Source organism: Actinomycetospora lemnae, assembly GCF_028737315.1.
Lineage (GTDB): Bacteria > Actinomycetota > Actinomycetes > Mycobacteriales > Pseudonocardiaceae > Actinomycetospora > Actinomycetospora lemnae.
Genome location: NZ_JAQZAO010000003.1, coordinates 333,982 through 356,857, shown reverse-complemented (window position 1 = coordinate 356,857; position 22,876 = coordinate 333,982). Strand labels below are relative to the sequence as shown.

General features: G+C 74.2%; 23 protein-coding genes. 9 read left to right on the top strand and 14 right to left on the bottom strand.

Annotation, left to right across the window (positions count from 1 at the left end; genetic code table 11):
* Positions 1-90: 90 nt before the first annotated feature.
* Positions 91-840 (bottom strand): alpha/beta fold hydrolase, encoded by a 750-nt coding sequence (locus tag PGB27_RS08700; RefSeq protein ID WP_274199971.1) that lies wholly within the window; start codon positions 838-840, stop codon positions 91-93.
* Between the two features lie 166 nt (positions 841-1,006).
* Between PGB27_RS08700 and PGB27_RS08695 the strand changes: the two genes are divergently transcribed.
* Positions 1,007-1,690 (top strand): GntR family transcriptional regulator, encoded by a 684-nt coding sequence (locus PGB27_RS08695; protein ID WP_274199970.1) that lies wholly within the window; start codon positions 1,007-1,009, stop codon positions 1,688-1,690.
* 6 nt (positions 1,691-1,696) lie between these two features.
* On the opposite strand, the gene PGB27_RS08690 is transcribed toward PGB27_RS08695, so the two are convergent.
* Both PGB27_RS08690 and PGB27_RS08685 read right to left on the bottom strand, forming a co-directional pair.
* The gene (locus tag PGB27_RS08690; RefSeq protein WP_274199969.1) at positions 1,697-2,623 is read right to left on the bottom strand and encodes a zinc-binding dehydrogenase; all 927 of its coding nucleotides are present in this window, start codon (positions 2,621-2,623) and stop codon (positions 1,697-1,699) included.
* A gap of 124 nt (positions 2,624-2,747) precedes the next feature.
* Positions 2,748-4,019, bottom strand: coding sequence for a bifunctional 3,4-dihydroxy-2-butanone-4-phosphate synthase/GTP cyclohydrolase II (locus PGB27_RS08685; protein WP_274199968.1), 1,272 nt, complete (start codon positions 4,017-4,019; stop codon positions 2,748-2,750).
* 172 nt (positions 4,020-4,191) lie between these two features.
* Here PGB27_RS08685 and PGB27_RS08680 point away from each other — a divergent pair, with 172 nt between their 5' ends.
* The gene (locus tag PGB27_RS08680) at positions 4,192-4,704 is read left to right on the top strand and encodes a flavin reductase family protein (RefSeq protein WP_274199967.1); all 513 of its coding nucleotides are present in this window, start codon (positions 4,192-4,194) and stop codon (positions 4,702-4,704) included.
* Here PGB27_RS08680 and PGB27_RS08675 read toward each other — a convergent pair.
* Positions 4,701-5,711 carry an AraC family transcriptional regulator gene (locus PGB27_RS08675; protein ID WP_274199966.1) on the bottom strand — a complete coding sequence of 337 codons (1,011 nt, stop codon included), beginning with the start codon at positions 5,709-5,711 and terminating at the stop codon, positions 4,701-4,703. The genes PGB27_RS08680 and PGB27_RS08675 overlap by 4 nt on opposite strands.
* Before the next feature lie 264 nt (positions 5,712-5,975).
* Between PGB27_RS08675 and PGB27_RS08670 the strand changes: the two genes are divergently transcribed.
* Both PGB27_RS08670 and PGB27_RS08665 read left to right on the top strand, forming a co-directional pair.
* Entirely contained in the window at positions 5,976-7,454 is a 1,479-nt protein-coding gene (locus PGB27_RS08670; protein ID WP_274199965.1) for an aldehyde dehydrogenase, read from the top strand.
* Positions 7,455-7,496: 42 nt separating this feature from the next.
* Entirely contained in the window at positions 7,497-8,675 is a 1,179-nt protein-coding gene (locus tag PGB27_RS08665) for an LLM class flavin-dependent oxidoreductase (RefSeq protein WP_274199964.1), read from the top strand.
* Between the two features lie 88 nt (positions 8,676-8,763).
* On the opposite strand, the gene PGB27_RS08660 is transcribed toward PGB27_RS08665, so the two are convergent.
* The gene (locus PGB27_RS08660; protein ID WP_274199963.1) at positions 8,764-9,204 is read right to left on the bottom strand and encodes a DUF6640 family protein; all 441 of its coding nucleotides are present in this window, start codon (positions 9,202-9,204) and stop codon (positions 8,764-8,766) included.
* Positions 9,201-9,803 (bottom strand): TetR family transcriptional regulator, encoded by a 603-nt coding sequence (locus tag PGB27_RS08655; protein ID WP_274199962.1) that lies wholly within the window; start codon positions 9,801-9,803, stop codon positions 9,201-9,203. The genes PGB27_RS08660 and PGB27_RS08655 overlap by 4 nt, the downstream gene beginning before the upstream one ends.
* A 384-nt stretch (positions 9,804-10,187) precedes the next feature.
* Here PGB27_RS08655 and PGB27_RS08650 point away from each other — a divergent pair, with 384 nt between their 5' ends.
* Positions 10,188-10,697: an Asp23/Gls24 family envelope stress response protein gene (locus tag PGB27_RS08650; protein WP_274199961.1), complete on the top strand. Its 510-nt coding sequence runs from the start codon at positions 10,188-10,190 to the stop codon at positions 10,695-10,697.
* Positions 10,698-11,181: 484 nt separating this feature from the next.
* Here the strand turns inward: PGB27_RS08650 and PGB27_RS08645 are convergent, their stop codons facing one another.
* From PGB27_RS08645 to PGB27_RS08620, 6 genes are read right to left on the bottom strand one after another with little or no spacing between them, the layout of a single operon-like run.
* Complete coding sequence (locus tag PGB27_RS08645) at positions 11,182-11,643, bottom strand: hypothetical protein (protein WP_274199960.1); 462 nt, start codon at positions 11,641-11,643, stop codon at positions 11,182-11,184.
* Between the two features lie 8 nt (positions 11,644-11,651).
* The gene (locus tag PGB27_RS08640) at positions 11,652-13,112 is read right to left on the bottom strand and encodes an Nramp family divalent metal transporter (RefSeq protein WP_274199959.1); all 1,461 of its coding nucleotides are present in this window, start codon (positions 13,110-13,112) and stop codon (positions 11,652-11,654) included.
* Positions 13,113-13,118: 6 nt separating this feature from the next.
* A complete protein-coding gene (locus PGB27_RS08635) occupies positions 13,119-13,880 on the bottom strand; it encodes a dihydrodipicolinate synthase family protein (protein WP_274199958.1) in 762 nt (253 codons plus the stop codon).
* Between the two features lie 35 nt (positions 13,881-13,915).
* A complete protein-coding gene (locus PGB27_RS08630; RefSeq protein WP_274199957.1) occupies positions 13,916-15,631 on the bottom strand; it encodes an IlvD/Edd family dehydratase in 1,716 nt (571 codons plus the stop codon).
* Entirely contained in the window at positions 15,628-16,350 is a 723-nt protein-coding gene (locus PGB27_RS08625; protein WP_274199956.1) for a FadR/GntR family transcriptional regulator, read from the bottom strand. The genes PGB27_RS08630 and PGB27_RS08625 overlap by 4 nt, the downstream gene beginning before the upstream one ends.
* Positions 16,347-17,648: an enolase C-terminal domain-like protein gene (locus tag PGB27_RS08620; RefSeq protein ID WP_274199955.1), complete on the bottom strand. Its 1,302-nt coding sequence runs from the start codon at positions 17,646-17,648 to the stop codon at positions 16,347-16,349. Before PGB27_RS08620 ends, PGB27_RS08625 begins: the two co-directional genes overlap by 4 nt.
* Before the next feature lie 237 nt (positions 17,649-17,885).
* Between PGB27_RS08620 and PGB27_RS08615 the strand changes: the two genes are divergently transcribed.
* Positions 17,886-18,155, top strand: coding sequence for a DUF2277 domain-containing protein (locus PGB27_RS08615; RefSeq protein WP_274199954.1), 270 nt, complete (start codon positions 17,886-17,888; stop codon positions 18,153-18,155).
* Positions 18,156-18,294: 139 nt separating this feature from the next.
* The gene (locus PGB27_RS08610) at positions 18,295-18,504 is read left to right on the top strand and encodes a hypothetical protein (RefSeq protein WP_274199953.1); all 210 of its coding nucleotides are present in this window, start codon (positions 18,295-18,297) and stop codon (positions 18,502-18,504) included.
* A gap of 89 nt (positions 18,505-18,593) precedes the next feature.
* Here PGB27_RS08610 and PGB27_RS08605 read toward each other — a convergent pair whose 3' ends face one another.
* Positions 18,594-19,640, bottom strand: a complete 1,047-nt coding sequence (locus PGB27_RS08605) for a class I SAM-dependent methyltransferase (protein ID WP_274199952.1) — start codon at positions 19,638-19,640, stop codon at positions 18,594-18,596.
* Between the two features lie 96 nt (positions 19,641-19,736).
* The gene (locus tag PGB27_RS08600; protein ID WP_274199951.1) at positions 19,737-20,786 is read right to left on the bottom strand and encodes an SEC-C domain-containing protein; all 1,050 of its coding nucleotides are present in this window, start codon (positions 20,784-20,786) and stop codon (positions 19,737-19,739) included.
* 199 nt (positions 20,787-20,985) lie between these two features.
* Here PGB27_RS08600 and PGB27_RS08595 point away from each other — a divergent pair, with 199 nt between their 5' ends.
* Together PGB27_RS08595 and PGB27_RS08590 are read left to right on the top strand one after the other, a co-directional pair.
* Positions 20,986-21,858, top strand: coding sequence for a GAF domain-containing protein (locus PGB27_RS08595; protein ID WP_274199950.1), 873 nt, complete (start codon positions 20,986-20,988; stop codon positions 21,856-21,858).
* Complete coding sequence (locus tag PGB27_RS08590; RefSeq protein ID WP_274199949.1) at positions 21,855-22,595, top strand: GAF and ANTAR domain-containing protein; 741 nt, start codon at positions 21,855-21,857, stop codon at positions 22,593-22,595. The genes PGB27_RS08595 and PGB27_RS08590 overlap by 4 nt, the downstream gene beginning before the upstream one ends.
* Positions 22,596-22,876: the final 281 nt, after the last annotated feature.

Below are 22,876 nucleotides of genomic sequence, written 5' to 3'. Positions count from 1 at the left end.
GCCCTGATCCGCGGACGGGGGGAGGCGACGTCGCCGGGAGGGGGGCCGGCGACGTTGTCCCCCGTCCGTCCCCGACTCGCGTCCCCGCGGTCAGCGGAGCTGCTGCACATCCGGTGACGCGGTCGCCCGGACCGCGTCACGGATCAGCGCCGCGACGGCGTCGGGGCGGGACACCGTGACGGCGTGGGAGGCCGTGACCTCCACGGTGTGCGCGCCCGCGCGCTCCCCCATGAACCGCATCGAGGCGGCGGGGATGGCGAGGTCGTCGGTCGTGACGAGGTTCCACGACGGGATGGTCTTCCAGGCGGCCGTCGTCGCCGGCTCCTCGAGCGCGGCCGAGGTGATGGGGCGCTGGGTGGCCGCCATCAGGTCCGCGACGTCCTCGGGGACGTCGGCGGCGAACACCTTCCGGAACTCCTCCGGCCGGATGGAGAGGTCGCTGCCGGTGCCGCCGCCGGGCAGCGGGATCGGCACGGTGTCGAGGGCGGCACCCAGCTGGGCACCGGGGAACTGCGCGGCCAGCTGCGAGGTGCTCTCACGCGGCTCGAGGATGAAGCTCGCGACGTACACCAGCGCCCGGACGCCCGGGTGGCCGTCGGCGGCCTCGCTCATCACCGACCCGCCGTAGGAGTGACCGACCAGCACGATCGGGCCGGTCACGCCGTCGAGGACGCTGCGCACGTAGGCGGCGTCGTCGTGCAGGCCGCGCAGCGGGTTCGCGACGGCGACGACGCGGTGGCCGTCGCCCGCGAGGTCCCGGATCACGCCGTTCCAGCTGGAGGAGTCGGCGAACGCCCCGTGGACCAGGACCACGGTCGGCGTGTCGGCGGGATTGCTCATGAGGTCCCTCTTCGGTGTCGGGACGGCACCGGGCCGTCCGGGGAGGTCGAGCAGGGGGTCGGTGGAGGCCACTGGCCTGCCGACATGCAAAATATTGCACTCCGGCTAACGGGGGTCAAGGAGTGTCGCGTTGACAGACGCGGGCGTTCGGGATGCGGTGTGCTGCATGCCGGTACCCGGGGGTCGCGGACTCGTCGCCAGGTCGCTCCTGCGGGAGGACGCCTACCGGGCGATCCGGGACGCGATCGTCGACGGCACGCTCGCCCCGGGCGAGCGCCTCGTCGACGCCGACCTCGTCGAGTGGCTCGGCGTCAGCCGCACCCCGGTGCGTGAGGCCCTCGCGCGGCTGGAGCAGGCGGGTCTGGTGCAGACCAAGCCCGGCCGCTACACGATGGTCAGCCCGCTCGACGTCCGCGCGGCCCGCAACGCCCAGTCGGTCACGGCCGCGATGCACGAGCTCGCGGTCCGGGAGGCGCTGCCCGACCTCTCCGCCACCGAGCTCGACGCGATGCGGAGTGCCAACGCGCGCTTCGCCGACGCCCTGCACCGCGGCGACGCCGACGCGGCCATCGCCGCCGACGACGACTTCCACGGCGTCCTCGTCACGGCCAGCGCCAACGACGCCCTCCGCGAGGTCCTCGAGCGGTACACGCCCGTGCTGCGCCGCCTGGAGCGACTGCGCTTCTCCTCGCTGAGCGGCCGGGACTCGGTCGCGCAGCACGAGCAGATCATCGCGCTCTGCGAGGCCGGGGACGTCGACGCAGCGGCCGCGGCGAACCGCGCGAACTGGCAGACGCTGGCCGCGCTCATCGACAGCCTGGACGGCGGTGGCCCCACGGCGTCGTCGTGATCCGCGTCAGAGGGCGAGGTCGATGACGGTCTTGCCGACCGCGTGGCCGTTCTCCACGTCCGCGAGGGCCTCGTCCGCGTGCTCCAGGGACCGGACGGCCGTGATCTGCGGGTCGAGGACGCCCTGCACCATGAGGTCGGCGACGCGCTCCAGGGTCGCCCGGTCGGTGTGGCGCTCCACCATCGCGCCGCCGATCTCGACCACGCCGGGGTCCCCGACGGCGACGACCCGCGAGGGCTCGACGGCGAGCGGCGCCACGACGCGGAGGGCGGCACCGCCGACCGTGTCCACGATGCCGTCGACGCCCTCGGGGGCGACCTCCCGCAGGAGCTCGTCGACCGGGCCGCGGGTGTAGTCGATGAACGTCGCCCCCGTCGCGGTGGCGACGGCCCGCTTGGCGGTGCTCCCGGTGCCGACGACCTCGAGGCCGCGGGCGCGGGCGAGCTGGGCGGTGGCCAGGCCGACGCCGCCGCCGACGCCGTTGACGAGCAGCCGGGCGCCTGCCGGCAGGTCCAGCTGGTCCAGCACGTCGAGGGCGGTGGTGCCCGCCACCGGGATCGTCGCCGCCCAGGTGTCGGACAGACCGTCCGGGGTCCGGGCCGTGGCCGAGCCGAGCAGCACGGTGCTGTGCGCGTACGTGCCGGCACCGGTGAGCGCGAACCCGACGACGCGGTCGCCGACGTCGAGCCCGCGTACGTCGGCCCCGACCGCCGTCACCACGCCCGCCGCCTCCATGCCGAGGACCTGCGGGAACGGCACGGCCCCGTTGAGCGCCGGGAGCACCCCGGCGCGCAGCAGGTGGTCGATCGGGTTGACCCCCGCCGCGCGCACGGCGACGGCCACTTCACGGGCCGCCGGCACCGGGTCGGGCCGGTCGACGAACTCCTGGACCTCCGGCCCCCCGAAGGCGCGATATCCCAGTGCACGAGGCACGTCCGGTCCTCCCCGTCGTCGCCGGGCGCGGCCCCGGTGGCCACCCCTTCGGCGTGATCGACGCTAGGACCTGACGCCGGTGGCAGTTTCGAGCGATCGTGACGGGGCTCACGGACGGCGGCCGTCAGCTGGTCGCGCTGTCGAGGCCGATGACGTGACCGAGACGCTGCTGCTTGGTGCGCAGGTAGCGCAGGTTGTCCGGGCCTGCGGCGGGCGGCAGGCCGACACGCTCGAGGATCGCGAGGCCGTAGCCCGCGAGCCCGGTGTACTTCGCCGGGTTGTTGGTGATCAGCCGGAGCCGGGTGACGCCGAGGTCGGCGAGGATCTGCGCACCCGTGCCGTAGGTGCGGGTGTCGACGGGCAGGCCCTGGGCCGTGTTCGCGTCGACGGTGTCGAGGCCCGTGTCCTGCAGGGCGTAGGCACGGATCTTGTGCGCCAGGCCGATGCCACGGCCTTCGTGTCCGCGCAGGTAGACCAGCACCCCGGCGCCCTCCGCGGTGATCGCGCGCAGCGCCTGCTCGAACTGCGCGCCGCAGTCGCAGCGCAGGGAGCCGAGGACGTCGCCGGTCAGGCACTCACTGTGGACCCGCACCAGGGCGCCGCGTGGTGAGCGACCGGCGGCCGCCACGTCGCCGTGGACGAGCGCGAGGTGCTCGGTGCCGTCGACGGTGGAGCGGTAGGCGACGGCCCGGAAGAGCCCGAACGCGGTCGGCATCGCGGAGGTCGCCACGTGCTCGACGAAGCTCTCGGTGGCGCGACGGTGGCGCACGAGGTCGGAGATCGCGACGACCGGCAGGTCGTGCTCGGCCGCGAACCGGACCAGCCCCGCCCCGCGGCGCATGCCGCCCTCGTCGTCGACGATCTCGCCGATGACCCCGACCGGGGTGCGGCCGGCCAGCCGGAGCAGGTCGACGGCGGCCTCGGTGTGGCCGGCCCGGACGAGGACGCCGCCGTCGCGGGCGCGCAGGGGGAAGACGTGGCCGGGACGGCGGAGATCGTCGCCGCGGGTCGCGGGGTCGGCGAGGGCGGCGATGGTGCGCGCGCGGTCCGCGGCCGAGACGCCGGTGCCGGTGGCCACGTGGTCGACGGTCACGGTGAAGGCGGTGCCGTGGGGGTCGCCGTTCGCGTCGACCATGGGCGGCAGACCGAGGGTGTCGGCGCGCTCGCCCGTCATCGGGGCGCACACGATCCCGGTGGTGTGCCGCACGATGAACCCGAGCTGGGCGGGGGTCACGGCGTCGGCGGCCACGACGAGGTCGCCCTCGTCCTCGCGATCGGCGTCGTCGGTGACGACAACCATCCGGCCGGCGGCGAGCGCCGCGACCGCGCGCTGCACCGACGTCGTCGACGGCAGCTCGGCCACGGGTGTGTGCGGGCCCGGGGCGGTGTCGGTCATGGTGGTGTCCTCTCGCGCGACGATTCCTGCTGCGACGCTAGGAATCCCGAAGGGGCCGCCACCATCCGTTCCGCGCGGGCCATTGACCGATGCCCGCAGGTCGCCGTCAACGGATGTGACGGCGCCGTCCGCGGATAGTCGTGGCCCGCGGTCGGTCGCTACTTTTCGGCCCATGGACGAATGGTCGGCGGACGCGACCCGCATCGAATCCACGCACCTGCGCCACGTGCTCGGCCACTTCGCGTCGGGCATCGTGGTGATCACGGCGATGACGCCGGACGGGCCGGCGGGATTCACCTGCCAGTCGTTCAGCTCGCTCTCGCTCGACCCGCCGCTCGTCTCGTTCTCGCCGGCGCGCACGTCGACCACGTGGCCCCGGATCCGCGAGATCGGGCACTTCTGCGTCAACGTGCTGGCCGACGGCCACCGCGACACGAGCACCGCCTTCGCGCGCTCCGGCGCCGACAAGTACGCCGGGGTGGACTGGTCGCCCGCGCCGTCGGGCTCGCCGCGCCTCGACGGGGTGGTCGCCTGGATCGACTGCACGCTGCACGGCGAGTTCCCCGGCGGCGACCACACGATCGTCGTGGGCCGTGTCCGGTCCCTCGACGCCGACCCGGAGCTCGCCCCGCTGCTGTTCCACCGGGGCGCGTACGGCGTCCTCGCGGTGGGCGGCGAGGTCTAGCCGCGGTCGCGGAGCGTCTCGCGGGGCAGCTCCCCGAAGCGCTCGCGGTACTGCTGGGCGAAGCGGCTCTGGTGCAGGAAGCCCCAGCGCAGCGCCACCTCCGTGACCTGCACATCCGCGGGGTGGCCGCGCAGGAGCTCGGCACGGACGTGGTCGAGACGCAGGCGTCGCAGGTAGCTCATGGGGGACTCCCCGAGCTCCTGCTGGAACGTCGCGTGCAGGGTGCGGACGCTCAGGCACCCGACCCGCGCGAGCTCCTGCGGGGTGAGCGGCTCGTCGGCGTGCTGCTCCATGTACTCGAGCACCGGCCCCAGCCGGCCCCGGCGCACGGGGTCCGCGGGCGCGGCGAGCGCGTCGCTGTAGCGGTGTCGGCCGGCGTGCAGCAGCTGGGTCACGATGAACGCCTCGAGCTGCTCGCGCGCCAGGGGCATCTCCCCGAGGCCGCCGGGCCGGTCGAGCTCGCGGGCGAGGAACTCGACCGACGACAGCAGCGTGCGCCCCACCGGGGTCGTGAGGTCCACCCCGAAGTCGAAGTCGACGACGTCGTGCACCGGGCGTCCGAGCTGGTCACCGAGGTGCGACTCCAGCGTCACCCGCGGGATCTTGAGGTGCCACTGCTCGGCGTCGGCGGACCAGTGCACCGTGGTCGTGTGGTGCGGGAGCAGCACCAGCCCCGACCGGCCGGCCGCCGTCACGCGCCGGGTCCCGTCCGAGCGCTCGCCGTTCGTCTCCCCGGCGATCGTCAGGTTGACGTGGTAGTTGTCCTCGGTCGGCGGCATGACCAGCGTCGCCGGCGACTGGTAGGTCAGGTAGCCGAAGGTGAAGAGCCGGTCCGACGTCGCGTTGAGCGTCATCGCGATGTCGCCCGTCGGCGCGCGCAGGTCGTGGGCCAGGTAGACACGGGCGACGGCCTCGCGGGCCTCGTCGAGGTGGCGCGTGTCCAGCACCGCGTGCTCGGTCAGCCGCCCGCGAGCCGCACCGGGCTCGTCGTCGCTCCGGATCCGCATGCGTCGACACCTCCTCGTGCCGTGGCGAGGCCCCGCTTCCCCGAACCGTAGGGGCGCTGCCCGCCGGCGAACAGCCGATGAGCGCGACCCGCCATCCGTTGCGTGCAGGAACGGCTCCGCCCCCGGTGCGCTGCGCCACGGCACGCCTGCACGGAGCGGATCGGCGCGTGCCGTCCGCGGATATCGGCACCGTTCCCCGACTTCCTAGCGTCGGTGCATTCCTCCCGCCGTTCCCGGCGGGACCGACATCAGGGAGAGACGTCGATGACGACATCGCTGGAGGAGTTCGGCCTCTTCGTCAACGGGAAATCCGTCGCGGCCGCCGCCGGGGGCACGTTCGCATCGCAGAACCCCTACACCGGCGCGGCGTGGGCACGCCTCGCCGACGGGCGCGCCGAGGACGTCGACGAGGCCGTCGCCGCCGCCCGGTCCGCCTTCGAGGGCGAATGGGGGCGGATGACGGGGTTCCAGCGCGCCGCGATCATCCGGCGGTGCGGCGACGCGATCGCGGCGAACGCCGAGCGCCTGGCCCGACTCGAGGTCAACGATTCCGGCAAGCTGCTGCGCGAGATGCGCGGGCAGCTGACCAGCCTGCCGCAGTGGTACTACTACTTCGCCGGGCTGGCGGACAAGGTCGAGGGCCGCACGGTGCCCCCGGTGAACCCGAACTACTTCGGCTACACCCAGCGCGAGCCGGTCGGCGTGGTCGGCGCCATCACGCCGTGGAACTCGCCCCTGCTGCTGCTCACCTTCAAGCTGGCCCCGGCGCTGGCGGCGGGCTGCACGATGGTGGTCAAGCCCTCCGAGCACTCCCCCGCCTCGACCGTGGCGTTCGCCGAGGTCCTCCACGAGGCCGGCCTCCCCGCCGGCGTGCTCAACGTCGTCACCGGCTGGGACCGCGCCACCGGCGAGGCGCTCGCCGCTCACCCGGGCGTCGACAAGATCGCCTTCACCGGGTCGACCGCCACCGGCGCGAAGATCGCCCAGGCCGCCGGCGCCAACATCAACCGCGTCACGCTCGAGCTGGGCGGCAAGTCACCGCAGATCGTGTTCCCCGACGCCGACCTCGACGCCGCCGCCAACGGCCTGGTGGCCGGCGTCTTCGCCGCGACCGGGCAGACCTGCATGGCGGGCTCGCGCCTCATCGTGCACGCGGACGTGCACGATGCCCTGGTCGAGAAGGTCGCCGCCCGCGCCGAGGCGATCGTGCTCGGCGACCCCACCGAGGCCGCGACCGAGATGGGACCGGTGGCCAACCGCCCGCAGTACGAGAAGGTCCTGGGCTACCTGCGCGGCGCCGCGGACGAGGGCGCCACCTTCGCCTCGGGCGGCGGCCCCGACGACGAGCGCGGTGGGCTGTTCGTCCGGCCGACCGTCATCACCGGCGTCACCCCGGAGAACACCGTGGTCCGCGAGGAGGTCTTCGGGCCGGTGCTGGCCGCCTACACGTTCACCGACGAGGACGAGGCCCTCAAGCTCGCCAACGACACCCCCTACGGCCTCGCCGGCGCCGTGTGGACCAAGGACGTGCACCGCGCACACCGCGTCGCCGCCCGGCTGCGCGCCGGCACCGTCTGGATCAACGCCTACCGCGTGATCGCACCGAACATGCCCTTCGGCGGCTTCGGCTCCAGCGGCATCGGCCGCGAGAACGGGGTCGACGCCATCGCTGAGTACACGGAGAACAAGTCCGTCTTCGTCGAGCTCACCGGCGGCACCCGCGACCCGTTCCAGCTCGGCTGACGCGCCCCACCCGACGACACCCACCCCGACGAAGGAGACCCCGTGACCGTCACCGCCAACGAGCGCCTCGGCCTCGCCCCCACCGACCCGCGACCCGCGAGCGAGACGCGCCCCCTGGTGGACCGCACCCTCACCAACCCGCTGTTCGGCGACCAGAAGATGAAGCTCGGCCTGTTCGGCGTGAACTGCTCCTACGGGCTGATCATGAGCCACGCGCCGAGCACCTACGAGATCACGTGGGCCCACACCAAGGAGATCGCCCAGCGCGCCGACCGGATCGGCTTCGACGTCCTCGTCCCCGTCGCCCGGTGGAAGGGCTTCGGTGGCTCCACCAACTTCAACGGCAACTGCTTCGAGACGTTCACCTGGGCCGCCGGCGTCGCCGAGGCCACCGAGCGGATCGCGGTCGCGTCGACCTCCCACCTCCCGACCGTGCACCCGATCGTCGCGTCCAAGATGGCGACCACCATCGACCACATCTCGGGCGGGCGGTTCGCGCTCAATCTGGTCATGGGCTGGGTCGCCCCCGAGATGGAGATGTTCGGCTCCGAGCAGCGCGAGCACGACGAGCGCTACGCGTTCGGCCAGGACTGGCTCGACTTCGCTGACCGCCTCTGGAGCGAGGAGGGCACGTTCGCCGTCCACTCCCGGTACTTCGACGGCGAGCTGCTCGAGGCCTATCCCAAGCCCCACCAGGCCCCGCGCCCGGCCCTGCTCAACGCCGGCAACTCGGCGTCGGGCATCGAGTTCTCCGCCCGCAACGTCGACATCAACTTCGCGTCCCTCGACACCCTCGAGAACATCCGCGCGTACAGCGACAAGGTCCGCGCCAAGGCCCGCGACGACTACCGGCGGGAGATCCAGGTCATGACCTACGGCCTGGTGGTCTGCCGCGACACCGAGGAGGAGGCGCAGCGCGCCTTCCAGCAGGTCGTGGACGAGGGCGACTGGGGCGCGGCGGGCAACGTCATCAAGATGGCCACCTCCGGGGCCAGCCAGTCGTTCGACCACGCCGCGACGAAGATGCAGGAGCGCTTCATCGCGGGCTGGGGCGGCTACCCGGTCGTCGGGACCCCCGAGCAGGTCACCGAGAAGCTCGGCGAGCTCAACGAGGCCGGCATGCAGGGCATGATCTTCGGGCTCATCGACTACAACGAGGAGCTCAAGTACTTCGACGAGAACGTCATGCCGCTGCTCAAGCAGGCGGGGCTGCGCCACTGAGACGGCACCCGGCGACGGTGAGGGGCGCGGGGACGCCGCGCCCCTCACCGTCCGGGCGGGAGCCCCCCAGCCGCCCCGGCGCTGCCCCTCAGCGCGCGCGCCGCCCCAGCGCGAGAGAGGTGCCGAGCACGGCCAGGCACACGGTCGCCGAGAGGAGGTTGTCCTCCACCCCGCCGACCCTGTTGGCCGGTGAGTCGCCGAACTCCTCGTCGCTCAGCGCCGTGCCCGGGAAGGCGGCGGCGCCGTACATGCCCAGGTACGGCACGGACACGATGGCTGCGGCCATCACGCGGTTGTGGTCCGGATCGCCGTGCGGCGAACGCAGCAGCCGCAGCCCGAGACCACCGAGCACGGCGCTCATGACGATGTACTGCGCGTTGTGGAACTTGGCGTGACCGGGCCAGCGGGGATTGCGCATGTGCTGTCTCGCCGTCTCCGGCAGGACGGCGTCCACGAGCAGTGCCCCGACGGCGGTCCCCGCGGCGACCAGGCCGACCAGCACGCCTGACGCCGTCTTCCTCGAACTCATGATCGGACCTCTTCTCGGGTTCGCGGCCACGGAGGGCCTTCGGTCGGGACGAGTGCGCGGAGGAGGTCCGTCGCGGCCTCGGTGAGCTCGGTCAGGTCAGCGCCGCCGTCGCCCTCGGCCCATCGCGCGTACGCCGTGGCGAAGACCTGGATCCCCACGCGCGTCGCGAGACGGGCCGCCTCCTCCTCGACCCCGCGTCGCCGCAGGGCCCGGACGACCTCGGTGGCGATCTCGTCCTGCTTGATCAGCTCCCGTTCCAGGAGCCCCGGGTTCGCCGCGATCACGGCGTGCCGCCGGCGCTGGATCTCGGCGCCACCGACGTCCCAGTCGAACTGCGCCAGGGCGGTGGTGACCACCCGGAGCGGCTGCGTGACGTCGGGGGCGTCGAGGACCGCCTGCACGATCGCCGTGCGGATGCGGTCCGATTCGGCGAACAGCACCTCGCGCTTGTCCGGGAAGTACCGGAAGAACGTGCGGGTCGTGACCCGCGCGCGCTCGGCGATCTCGACGACGCTCGTGTCCTCGAAGCCCCGTTCCTCGAACAGCTCCAGGGCAGCCGTCGTCAGACGCTCCGCGCTGCCCTCTTCCCATCGGGGCACGGCCACCCACCCCCACCGGTGTCGTCCACGTCGACCTCGTTCTCCACCTCTGGCCGCATGATGTCGCGGCGTGACATCACGCTAGCACCGATGTCACGCCATGACATCAACGACTTCTCGACCGGGCAGGTTGGCCAGGTGTCCCGACCGTCTGGACTTCCGCGACCGGTAGGCCCTGGTGGCGGGCCTCGCGGAACGGGCGATCGCGGTCACCGAGGACCTGGCGGACGGGGCGCGCGAGCGCGGCGCCGACCTCGCCTGGTGGTCGCGCTCACGCCCGCGAGCGCGTGAGGATGCGCGATCGGTCGTGTCCAACCGAATGAGGTCGACGGGCGGCGCCGCCCGACCGGGGGCGGCTCCGTCGACACGAGAGGGAGGACCGCCATGAGCACCCCGTCCAGCACCGCCAGCACCGCCAGCACCGCTCCGGTCCCGGCCCGCGGCGCCACCGCCGCGGTCGCTCTCCCGGCGGACGGCTCGACGCTGAACACGCCGCAGGGCAGGACCTCGATCGCCGACGGCGTCGTCGCCAAGGTCGCCGGGCTCGCCGCCCGCGAGGTCGACGGCGTGCACGGCTTCGGGGGCGGCGCCGCGCGGGCCCTCGGCGCGCTGACCGAGCGCATCCCCGGCGGGCGCTCCTCGTCGAGCCGAGGCGTGTCGGTGGAGGTCGGCGAGCGCCAGGCCGCCGTCGACATCACCGTCGTCGTCGAGTACGGCGTCTCGATCGCCGAGCTCGCCCGCGCCATCCGCCGCAACGTCATCGGTGCCGTCGAGCAGATGACCGGGCTCGAGGTCGTCGAGGTCGACGTCACCGTCGTCGACCTGCACATCCCGTCCGACGGCGACGCCGACGACCAGGGCGCTGACACCACCGCGTCGGCGCGGGTCCGGTGACCCCGTCGACCGGGCCCGTCGCGGACACCCTTGCCCCGCCTGCGCCGCGCCCTGGACGTCAGCAGCGTGCCGACCCGTCCGCACGCACACACGAGACCGCCCGCCCACGCCGGCGGCGTCAGGACGTGCGGGTCCGGGTGCGGGGCGTGGTCGCGCTGGCGGGGCTCCTGGCGTTCTACGTCATCGGCGGGGTCCACCGCTTCGCCCCCGACCTCTGGACGCTGCCGGGCCACTGACGCGCGCGGCCCGAGCTGCCGGATCAGGTCGTCCGGTACCGGGTGGCGAGACGCGGGATCTGGCCGGCGAAGGCGGCGAGGTCGGCGGGACACGGCCTCGAGCAGCGCGTCGTCCTCGACGCCCGGGGCGCATACGACCTCGCGATCAGGGGCCCGGCGGTCCCCCGTCGAGCGGACCGTGCCGTGCTGCGCCTCGAGGAGGGCGCCCCAGCGCGCGGCCGCCGATCTCGACGTCACCCGGCGCGGGATCAGGACCCGACGCCGGAGGCACCGCAGGGGGCGGCCGTACCGCGAGCCGCGCCGTTCGTCGCGGGCGGGGTCGGAGCGCCCGTCGCGGACGGCAGCGTCGCCGCGTAGCGCTGCACGCGCCGACCCCGGAGCACCGCGACCAGCACCGCCCCGGCGGCGAGCACCGCCAGCGGCGGCTCGACCAGCAGCAGCCCGGCGGCGACCAGCGCGCCGGCGAGCGCCAACAGCTGCCACCGGCGCAGCGCGGCACGGCAGCGGACCTCCTCGGCGGCGACCTCGCGCGGGTCGGCGTCGGCGGGCACCGCCGGGGCCGCCCCGGTCTCCTCGCTCCGCAGCGCGAGCCAGGCGTTGGCCACGGCGGCGAGCCCGAAGACCACCGCCCAGACCGTCGCCCCCTGCGTCGCGCGGACGCCGGCCAGGGCCAGGAACCCGACCGCGAGCACCACGTGGCGCCACGTCACCGTCGTCCTCACGCGATCGCCCCCACCAGCTCGAGGATCGCGACCACGCCGCAGACCGTGAGGAACAGCGAGCCGAGCGCGACGAGCACGCGCAGCGTCCTGCTCATCCGGTAGGGCCCCGGCAGGTTGACCCTGTCGACGTAGAGCAGCCCGGCGCCGTAGATGCCGCAGGCGAAGACGCCGCCGAGGATGGACGCCGGCGTGACCAGGTCGGTGAAGCTCAGGTCGGAGAGGATCGCGACCAGGGCGATGATCCCGGTCCAGCCGTAGACGAGGGGCCGGATGCCGCGCTGACCGCGTGCCCGCACCTTCTCCGACACGGCCGCGAGGCTCTCGTACGCGGTCCAGGAGTACGCCTCCCAGAGCGCGTAGATCGTCCCGAACAGGACCATGACGATCGCGACGATGTAGAAGTACTCGAACACGGGCGCGACGACGCCGAAGAACTGCGACTGGTAGGTCAGGACGTCGTTCTCCTCGGGCACCTGCTGCTGCGCGCCGAGGATCGTGGCGCCGTTCATCATGAAGGCGGCGGCGATGACGCCCAGGGCCAGGAACGCCGCGAGCATGTCGAAGAACGGTGCCCGGCTCCAGGCGCGCGCGGTGGCGACGTCCTCCGGCGTGGTCGACAGCGGGATCGGCGCGCGCTCGTCCTGCGCCGCCAGGTCCTCCTCGATGCGGGCGGCGTCGCGGTGGCCGAGCATCCCCCACTTCTTCTCGCGCAACATGCCGGTGTAGCCGATGTAGTCGTACATGCCGCCGCCGAGACCGCCCATGAACACCGCGAGCTCGACCCACACCGACGTCTCCGCGACGTCGGGGTACCGCTCCGCCACGAACGGCGCGTAGTCGGGGAAGACCGGCAGCAGTCCGCGCAGGGCGGCGAGCCAGTCCGGGTTCGACACGAACACCGCGATGAGGACCAGCAGCACCATGAGCCCGGCGATCGCGACCTGCACCTTCTCCAGCACCGCGTAGCCGCCGACGAAGGACAGCACCGCCGCGAGGAGCAGCACGCCGATCGCCCACAGGGTGGCGTTCCCGAACCCGAGGGCGTCGAGGTAGTCGCCGAGGGCGGTCGCCACGCCGCTGGCCCAGCCGGGGAAGGAGGCGAAGCAGATCACCACGAGCACGATCGGGAACCACCCGCGCGGACCCGGCAGGACCCGCGCGAAGCGCCGCATCGGGTGCTCGCCGGTCAGGGTGATGTAGCGGTTCGAGGCGTAGACCAGTGCGCCCTTCGCGACGCAGCCGACCACGACGGCCCAGAGCACCGCGTAGCCGAAGACCGCACCCTCGCGGGAGGCGAGGATGGACTCGCCGCTGCCGATCGTCAGCGACGCGATGATCGCTCCGGGTCCGAAGTACCGCAGAGCGGTCGCCACCCCCACCCGTCGCTTCCGCAGCGCCGCGGGCGCCTCGGGCGGACGGAGCACCGGGCTCGGGTCCCGGCTCGTCTCGGTGGCCATGGTGCGTCACCCCATCCGTACGACGTCGGACGTCCCGAACCGCTCGGCGACGAGCTGCTTGACCCCGCGGGGGAAGTCGCGCTCGGCGGCGAGGTGGGTGGGCGTGAACTTGCGCATCGCGTCGCCGTCGCCGGCGAAGGCCGCGGCGCAGAGCTCGGGGGCGACGTTGGCGAGCGCGAGGATGCCGCCCGCGCAGCCGAGCGCCCCGGCCATGTGCATCAGCCCCGGCTGCCCGGTCCAGACGGGCCCGGCGTACGCGTCGACGGTGGCCAGCAGCCGGGTCGCGTCGCCCGAGGAGTCCTTGCAGCCCGCGACGGGCAGCGAGGGCAGCATCTCCACCGGGATCCCGGGCGGGGAGACCGCCGGGAAGTGGTACGCGAGCACCGGCGTCGAGCCCGCCGCAGCGGCGATCTCGCGGTAGTAGCCGCTGGGATCGGCCAGGCCCCGCGGGGTCCGGGCGATGACGGCGTCCACCCCGGTCTCGGTGGCCCGCGCGGTGACGCGGGCCGCCTGGTGGGTCGACGCGGCGCCCGTGCCGCCGATGACGACGGCGTCCCCGACCGCGGCGCGCACGGTCGCGAACAGCCGCAGGCGCTCGTCGTCGTCGAGCGCGTCGGCCTCGCCGGTCGTGCCGGCCACGACGACCGCGTCGACGCCGAGGTCGACCAGCCGTGCGGCGAGGTCGGCGGTGGCGTCGGCGTCGAGCGCCCGGTGATCGTCGAACAGCGTCACGAGGGCGACGCCGACGCCGGTGAAGACGGGATCCATCTCGGTACCTCCTCGTCGGAGTTGTCCAGTGGGGTTCAGTGGGACTCGCGCGGGACCTCGGCGCCGCTGTGTCCGACCAGGAAGTCGAGGTCCGCGCCGCGGTCGGCCTGCTGCACGTGCTCGGTGTAGAGCCGGGTCCAGCCGCGGCGGCTGGGCGCCGCGGGCGGCCGCCACCGCGCGCGCCGCTCGGCGAGCTCGTCGTCGTCGACGTGCAGGACCAGCCGCCGGCCGGGGACGTCGAGCTCGATCTCGTCGCCGGTCTCGACCAGCGCGAGCGGGCCGCCGACGGCGGCCTCGGGGGCGACGTGCAGCACGACCGTGCCGTACGCCGTGCCGGACATCCGTCCGTCGGACACCCGCACCATGTCGCGCACCCCGCGCTCGAGCAGCTTGCGGGGCAGCCCGACGTTGGCGACCTCGGGCATCCCCGGGTAGCCGCGTGGCCCGTTGTTGCGCAGGACCAGCACGGTCGACGGGTCGCACTCCGGGGCGTCGAGCTCGTCGGCGACCGCCCGGTACTCCTCGGGCGAGTCGAAGACCAGCGCGCGGCCCCGGTGCCGGCGCAGCTCCGGCGACGCGGCCGACTGCTTGATCACCGCACCGTCGGGCGCGAGGTTGCCGCGCAGGACGGCGGTGCCGCTGCCCGCGGGCGCCAGGGGCTCGGCGAACGGGCGGATGACCTCGCGGTTCCAGCACGCAGCGTCCGTGAGCGCGTCGCCGACGGTGCCGCCCGCGACGGTCGGGCGCTCGAGGTGGAGCAGGTCGGCGATCTCGGCCATCACCGCCGGGAGCCCCCCGGCATAGCAGAGGTCCTCCATGAGGAACCGGCCCGAGGGCTCGAGGTCGACGAGCGTCGGGACGTCGCGGCCGAGGGCGTCGACGTCGTCGAGCGAGAACGGCACGCCGAGGCGGCCGGCGATCGCCGCCAGGTGGATGACGGCGTTGGTCGAGCCGCCGATCGCGGCGTTGACCCGGACCGCGTCCTCGAACGCCTCGCGGGTCATGATCGTCGAGGGCCGCACGTCGTCCCGGACGAGGTCGACGATGCGCTGGCCCGCACGCTGCGCGGTCTCGTCGCGGCGGGCGTCGACGGCGGGCCAGGTCGCGGAGTACGGCAGCTGCATCCCCAGCGCCTCGACCAGGCACGCCATCGTCGACGCGGTGCCCATCGTCATGCAGTGCCCGGGCGAGCGGGCCATCGCGCCCTCCGCGACGGCGCACTCCGCCGGGGTGATCGTGCCGGCGGCGAGCTCCTCCTCGAAGCGCCACACCTGCGTGCCCGAGCCCAGCTGACGACCCTGGTAGCGGCCGCTGAGCATCGGCCCGCCGGTGACCACCACGGCCGGGAGGTCGACGCTGGACGCGGCCATGAGCAGCCCGGGCGTCGTCTTGTCGCAGCCCGAGAGCAGGACCAGCCCGTCGAGGGGGTTGGCCCGCACCAGCTCCTCGGCCTCCATCGCGAGGAGGTTGCGGTAGAGCATCGCGGTGGGGCGCAGCAGCGTCTCGCCGAGCCCGGTGCACGGGAACTCCCGCGGGAACCCGCCGGACTGCCACACGCCCCGCTTGACCGCCTCGGCGACGCGGTGCAGGTGGGCGTTGCAGGGCACCAGCTCGGACCACGTGGTGGCGATCCCGATGACCGGGCGGCCGTCGAAGACCTCGTCGGTGACGCCCTGGTTGCGCATCCAGGAGCGGTGGATCATCCCCGACCGGCCCTCGGCACCGAACCAGGCCGTGCTGCGTCCGCTCATCCCCGGCCTCCCGCGGTCGTCAGGTGGGCGCGGACCCACTCCTCGACCTCGACGACGTGGGTGGTCGCCGCGGTCCACGCGGCGAGCGAGTCCCGCGCGCGCAGGGCGCGCAGGATCGCCACGTGCTGGTCGTGGGTCCAGGACAGGACGTCGTGCTCGACGAGCGCGCGCCAGATCCGCACGCGGGCGGTGCGTCCCGCGACGGCGGCGGTCAGCGACGCGAGCGTCGCGTTGCCGGCCGCGGTGGCGATGGCGGCGTGGAAGTCGAGGTCCGCGGCGACGAGCCGTTCGGGGTCGTCCAGCCCGCGCATGTGCTCGAGCCGGTCCTGGAGGTCCTGCAGGGCCGCCTCGTCGATGCGGGTCGCGGCCAGGGCGGTGGCGCCGGGCTCCAGCACGCGGCGGCACTCGAACAGCTCGGCGACCCCGTTCTCGCCGACGAGGTCGAGGAACGTCCCGCTCGCCCGCACGAGCCGGTCCGGCCGCAGGTCGCTGACGAACGTGCCGTCCCCGCGCCGCACCTCGAGCACGCCCGCCCCCGCCAGGGTGCGCACCGCCTCGCGCAGAGACAGGCGGGAGACGTCGAGCTCGGCCGCCAGGTCGGCCTCCGGCGGCAGGCGCTCCCCCGCCGAGAACTCGCCGTTCTCCACGCGGGCGACCAGCGCCCCGATCACGCGGTCGACGACGCTCCCGGTCCTGGTGCTCCCCGCGGTCCGCGTCACGTCGCGGCCCTCCAGGCCGAGCCGTGGGGGAAGGCGTACGCGGCCCGTGACGCCGGGAGGATCTCGGCGCTGTAGCCGGGCCGTGCCGGCGGGAGGTAGGACGGCCCCCGCATCCGCACCGGGTCGACGAAGTGCTCGTGCAGGTGGTCGACGTACTCGATCATCCGGTCCTCGCGGGAGCCGCTGACGGCGACGAAGTCGAGCATCGAGAGGTGCTGGACGAGCTCGCAGAGCCCGACACCGCCGGCGTGCGGGCAGACGGGGACGTCGTGGGCGGCGGCGAGCAGCAGGACCGCGACGGCCTCGTCGACACCGCCGGGCCGGGCCGCGTCGAGCTGGCAGACGCCCATGGCGCCCGCAGCCAGGAACTGCTTGAACATCACCGCGTTGTGCGCGTGCTCGCCGGTGGCCACGCGGGTGGGGGCGATGGCGCGGGCGATGGCGGCGTGGGCGAGGACGTCGTCGGGGCTGGTCGGCTCCTCGAACCACCAGATGTCGTAGGGCGCGAGCGCCTCGGACCAGCGCACGGCCTCGGCGGCCCCGAGTGTCTGGTTGGCGTCGATCATCAGGCGGCGCCCCGGCCCGATCACCTCCCGCGCGAGCGCGCAGCGGCGCACGTCGTCGGCGAGGTCCCGCCCGACCTTGAGCTTGACCGCGTCCCAGCCCGCGGCCACGACCTCGCGGCACAGGCGCGCGAGCTTGTCGTCGTCGTAGCCCAGCCACCCCGCGCTGGTTGTGTAGGCCGGGTAGCCCTCCTCGCGCAGCCGGGCCTCGCGCTCCGGGCGTCCCGGCACCTGCTTCTCGAGCATCTCGAGGGCGGCCTCGGGGGTCAGCACGTCGCGCAGGTAGCGCCAGTCGACGAGGTCGACCAGCTGCTGCGGGGTCATGTCGGCGAGGACCTTCCACACCGGCTGACCGGCGACCTTGCCGATGAGGTCCCACGCGGCGTTGACCACGGCGGCGAGCCCGAGCTGGATGGTGCCCTTCGCCGGCCCGAGCCAGCGCAGCTGGCTGTCGGCCTGCAGGTACCGCGAGAAGGCGCCCGGGTCGGCGACGAGCTCGTCGACCGGCCACCCCCGCGCCCGCCGGCCGATGGCCTCCGCGGCCGCGACGGCGAGCTCGTTGCCGCGTCCGATGGTGAACGTGAAGCCGTGCCCCTCCAGCCCCACGTCGGTGTGCAGCACGACGTAGGCCGCCGAGTAGTCGGGCGCCTCGTTCATGGCGTCCGACCCGTCGAGCGCGCGTGACGTCGGGAAGCGGAGATCGACGGTCTCCACGTCGACGATGACCCCGGGCATCTCACTCCTCTGACGTCTCGACCTCGTCGTCAGGCGCCTACCACACGGAGCAGCGGCTTCTTCACCGTGCCAGGGCAAGACATCAGATGTCTAGACGTTGCCGGCCGGGCGTCACCGCGAGCCGGCGGCCACCAGCCTCGCGGTGATCGGCGCGAGCGCGACACGACGACGAACGGGTCCCGCCGGATTCGACATCGGGCCTCGAACCGTCGGCACGGCGTGCGGCACGATCGCGGCATGTGCCGCAACATCCGGGTCCTGCACAACTTCGAGCCCCCGGCCACCGACGGCGAGGTGCACGAGGCCGCCCTCCAGTACGTGCGCAAGATCAGCGGCGCGGCGCGGCCCTCGAAGGCCAACGAGGAGGCCTTCGCCCGGGCCGTCGCCGAGATCACGGCGAGCACCCGCACGCTGCTCGACGAGCTGGTCACCACCGCCCCGCCGAAGGACCGCGAGGTCGAGGCGGCCAAGGCCCGGGAGCGGGCGCGCGAGCGCTACGCCCGCTGACGTCGGACCTCCCCGGCGAACCTCGATCCGCCCGGACGAGCCGCTCGCCTCACCTCCGGCGGATGAGGCCCGAGCCGGGGTGCCCGGCCCACGATGTGGGCCCGCGACCCAGGGACGGCGGCCTCGTCGGGAGGACGGCATGTTCGAGGAAGCTCTGCGCGAGGGCGTCGAACGGGCCCAGGACGGCCTGCGGCGCGCCCGTCGCGAGGACCTCCCGTACGAGGCGACCGCGCACGCCGCACGCCTGCTCGATCTGCTGGACCGCGCGCACGACGCCGGCATCGACACGACGAGCTGGGTGGACCCGGAGCTCGTGACCGCGGCGCAGGCCCTGGCGGGAGACCTGTGACGGGACCCGGCGCGGCCGGTTCGAGGCACCCGCGCGCCGTCCGCCGGGGGTGACGGGCGCCGACGGCGAGGCGCCCGCCGAGAGCGCTCTCACCGCGGCTTGGCGATGACCATGACGGCGAGCCGCCAGTCGAACCAGGGCGCCGGCGGCGCTGCAGCGATCGCGCGCGCGAGGTGGCCGTCGAACAGGGCGTGGGCGACGGCGCCGCGCCGGTCCGGGTCGAGGCCCTGGAGCAGGGACGGACCGAACGACACGCGCAGGGCGGCGGCGACGGTGGCCGGATAGCCGGCGGGGCCGTCAGGGTCGGCCCGGCGGGTCTGGTGCCACAGCGGGTCGCCGAGGTCCACGAGCCGCAGCTGCTCGAGGACCAGGTCGCTGCCGTCGACGAACGGGGCCTCCCACTCGGCCGCGGTGCGGTACCACGCCGGGATCGTCATCGCGGACCGTTCCGTGTCGGTGACGGTGCCGCGCTCGACCAGGACCTCCAGGCCGCGGGCGACCTCGTCCATCGCGCGCTCCGCCCCGGAACGACGGTCCCGCCCGTCGCCGTGGGCGGCACCGACGACGACCACGAGCCGCGCCCCCGGCAGCATCTCCGACGCCCTCGCCGTGAGGAAGGCGCGCCAGTCGGTGGCACCGGCCCGCGCCCAGGCGTCGTACTGGCCGGCGGTCGCGGTGCTGAACCAGAAGCCGTCCAGGGGGCCCGGGACCGCGCTGAGCCAGTGCACGGCGATCGAGCTCCAGCCCAGCCCCACCGAGGCGTCCGGGAGCAGCTGCTCATAGAACGACCGGCCGACCGCCGCCGTGTAGACGCCGGGCCGCCGGTAGCTGCCCGGGTCGTCGGCGACGGTGCGGAAGAGCGAACCGAAGTCGTTGTCCGGCAGGTCGGTGTGGACCACCCAGATCGGCTGGTGCTCACCGCGCACGTGCCGGACGACCTCCACCGCCGCGCCCACCGGCGCCAGGGAGTTGCGGCCCTCCGAGGCGCCGTAGTCCGCGATCGTGACCGTGCCGGCCGGACCGACGGGGGCACTCGTCGCGGCGACGCGCACCTGGTCGAGACCGAAGGTGGCCGACGCCGCCTGGGCCGACGCGTGGGCGTTGTAGTGCCCGCCACCCTCCATCGCCGTGGACATGGCTTCAGGCTAGGACCTGGGGGCCGTCAGCCCGAGCTGACGCCGATCCGTGTCGGCTCCCGCGCGTCGACGACCGCCGGCGGGATCAGCGCCCGATCAGCGCGCCCGCGTCCGCGAGCCGGGGCGGCGGCTGAGCACGCGTTCCGTGGAGGCCGTCGTCGGGGTGGTCGGGGCCGGCGCGGGCGCCTCCACCGGCGTGGGCGGCGTGTCCGCGGCCCTCTCACGGCCGCGGGGCAGGCAGCACTTCTTGTACTTCGCCCGGGACCCGCACCAGCACGGGTCGTTGCGACCCGGCGGCCAGGGCAGTCGGGGACCGGGCGCGGGATCACCGTCGTCGGCGGCGTCACCACCGTCCGACAGCATCGCGGCGACCAGCTCCGGGGTCGCGACCTCGACCTCGAGGACCTCGCCCTCCGCGTCGGCCGCCTGCAGCTCGCCCTCGACCAGCGCGCGGTGGGCGTCCCAGTCGCGCCCGAGCTCGTCGGCCATCGCCGGGTGGGCGGCGAGGAGCTGCGCGAGCGCCGCCTCCGGGAAGAACACCAGGTCGGGCGCGGACTCCAGGTCGTCGGCGAGCGCGTCGTACTCGTCGGGGGCGAGCCCGAGATCGGCGCGCACGTGGCGCCGGGTCACGACCAGCTCGTCGACCACCTCCGCCACCTCGAGGTGCTCCTCGGACCCCTCGGTCGCCCGCTCCTCGCGCTCCACCGCGGTGAGCAGGGCCGCGGTGAGCCACTGCTCGGCGAGCTCGCCGCGCCCGTTCTCGGTGAGCGCCTCGACGATCGGCGACACGGCGTCCGCGTCGCGGTGCAGCAGGGGGCGCAGCGACGCGAGCGACGCCATCCCCTCGTCCTCGCGCCCGAGGCGCAGCAGGCGCTCGGCGTGGTGCGCCGCCAGCCACGACGCGTCGAGGGTGCCGTTTCCCGTGGTGGTCGCGCGGGCCGAGAGGGCGAGGGCCTCCTCGTGGTCCCCGGCGCGCTCGCGGGCCTCCGCCGCGAGGCTCAGCGCGTAGCCGGCGTCGTCGGGATCGGCGAGCCGGCCCCCGTCGACCGCGTCGACCAGCTCCCGGGCGTGGGGCCGCGGGTCCCGCGCGGTCTGCAGGTCGGCGCCGATGCCGTCGAGGTCGTCCGAGGTCAGGATCGGGGCCACCGCCAGCACCGTAGTCGTGAGCCGGTCCGTGTGGTGGAGGGCTGCGCTCGGGCCGCACGGCCGCCCCGGCGCCCGGCCGATGCTCTACCGTGCGCAGGGTCTTCGTCACCTCGGGCCGCCGGCTCGGGTGAGGCCCAGGACCCGGCTCGGGCGTGGACGCGACGCACACCGCTGCACGCGCCGGCAGGGGATGTTCCAGGTGGACGACGGCCATGACCCGTTCCGTGGCGGCCTCTGCGCCGACGAGCCCCGTCGTCGGCGCATGGCCGCGCTGCTCGACCGCCGGGGATCGGCCGACCTGACCCCGTCGTCCCGCCGATCGCACCGTCTGCCCGGCCTGCACCGCCTCGAGCGGGTCTGCGCCGTCGCGGTCGACGTGGTCGGTGTGGACGGCGCCGGGATCACCGTGATGGGCAGCACCGAGGACGGGCTGGGCGGACTCCGCGACCAGCTCGCCGCCACCGGGACGGTGAGCCGCCGTCTGGAGGATCTCCAGCTCACCACCGGCGAGGGCCCCTGCCTGGACGCCTACCGGGACGGGAGGCCGGTGCTGGCCGCGGACCTGGCCGGCGAGCCGGACCGCTGGTTCGGCTTCGGGCCCCCGGCGGTCGCGTCCGGGGCCGCGGCAGTCTTCTCGCTGCCCCTGCAGGTCGGCGTGATCCGGTTGGGCACCCTCGATCTGCACCGCCGGACCGCGGGCCGGCTGTCGACCGAGCAACTGGCCGACGCGCTGGCGCTCGCCGCGCTGGCCACCGAGACCCTGCTCGAGCTCGCGGAGGACCAGGGCGACACGACACCCGAGGACCAGGGAGACGAGGGCCGGACGGGGCCGCCGGGCTGGCTGTCCGACGTGCACGCCGACGTGCACATCGCGTCCGGCATGGTGTCGACGCAGAGCGGCATCGACGTGCCCTCGGCGCTGCTGCGCATCCGGGCGTACGCGTTCGCCCACGAAGAGCCCATCCAGCAGGTGGCTCGACACATCATCGACCGGGACCTGGTCCTGGCGCACCCCGACGACAACGGTTCCGGACACGGGCCCACCGCACCCGACGAGGAGGGGGAGCCGTGACCAACAGCCGCGAGCCCCAGGTGATCGACACGTTCCTGACGCTGACCGACACCCTGACCCGCGACTTCGACGCCCTGGACATGCTGACCACGCTCTGCGAGAGCTGTGTCGACCTGCTCGACGTGTCGGCCGCCGGGGTCATCCTCAGCGACGGGCAGGGCGGCCTGTCCGTGGCCGCCGCCTCCTCCGAGCGGTCCCGCCTGCTCGGGGTCTTCGCGGTGGCCATCGACGCCGGCCCGTGCGTCGAGTGCGTGCGCACCGGCCGCCCCGTCATCAGCGAGGACCTCACCGACGCCACCGCCGCCCGGATGTGGCCGCGCTACGCCACCGGCGCCCAGGAAGCCGGTTTCCGCGCGACCCACGCCCTGCCCATGCGGCTGCGCGACGAGGTCATCGGCGTGCTGACGCTGCTGCACACCGATCGGCACGTCATGGCGGAGGGCGACGCCCGGCTCGGCCAGGCACTCGCCGACGCCGCCAGCATCGGGCTGCTCCACGAGCGTGCCCTCCGTCGCGCCGAGGCGGTCCAGGAGCAGCTCCAGGGGGCCCTCAACAGTCGCGTGATCATCGAGCAGGCCAAGGGCGTGCTCGCCGGACGGGGCGACCTCAGCCCGGAGGACGCCTTCACCGCGCTGCGCAGTCACGCCCGCGCCCGGGGGCTCCGCCTCACCGAGCTCGCCCGCGACGTCGTCCAGGGCACCGTGGACGTCGCCGGGATCGTGCCGCGGACCCGCTGAACGCCGACGACCGGTGAGCGACGACCGTCACGGTTCCCGCGACCCGGAACGGTGTTCCCCCGTCGTCGGAACGGGCAGCCGTTGAGTGGTCGGTGAATGGCTCGACGAGCCCGCTGATCCTCCGTGTCGCCGAGTTCACCACGAGCAGGCGCACTCTCCGTCCTCACGCCGTGGGACTCGCCCCCGGACCTGGCCTCAAGGCCGCTCACCAGGGTGCGGGCCTCTCCGACAGGCGCTGATCCCCGCGCGGGCACCACGACGGTGCCGATGGGCACGAGCCC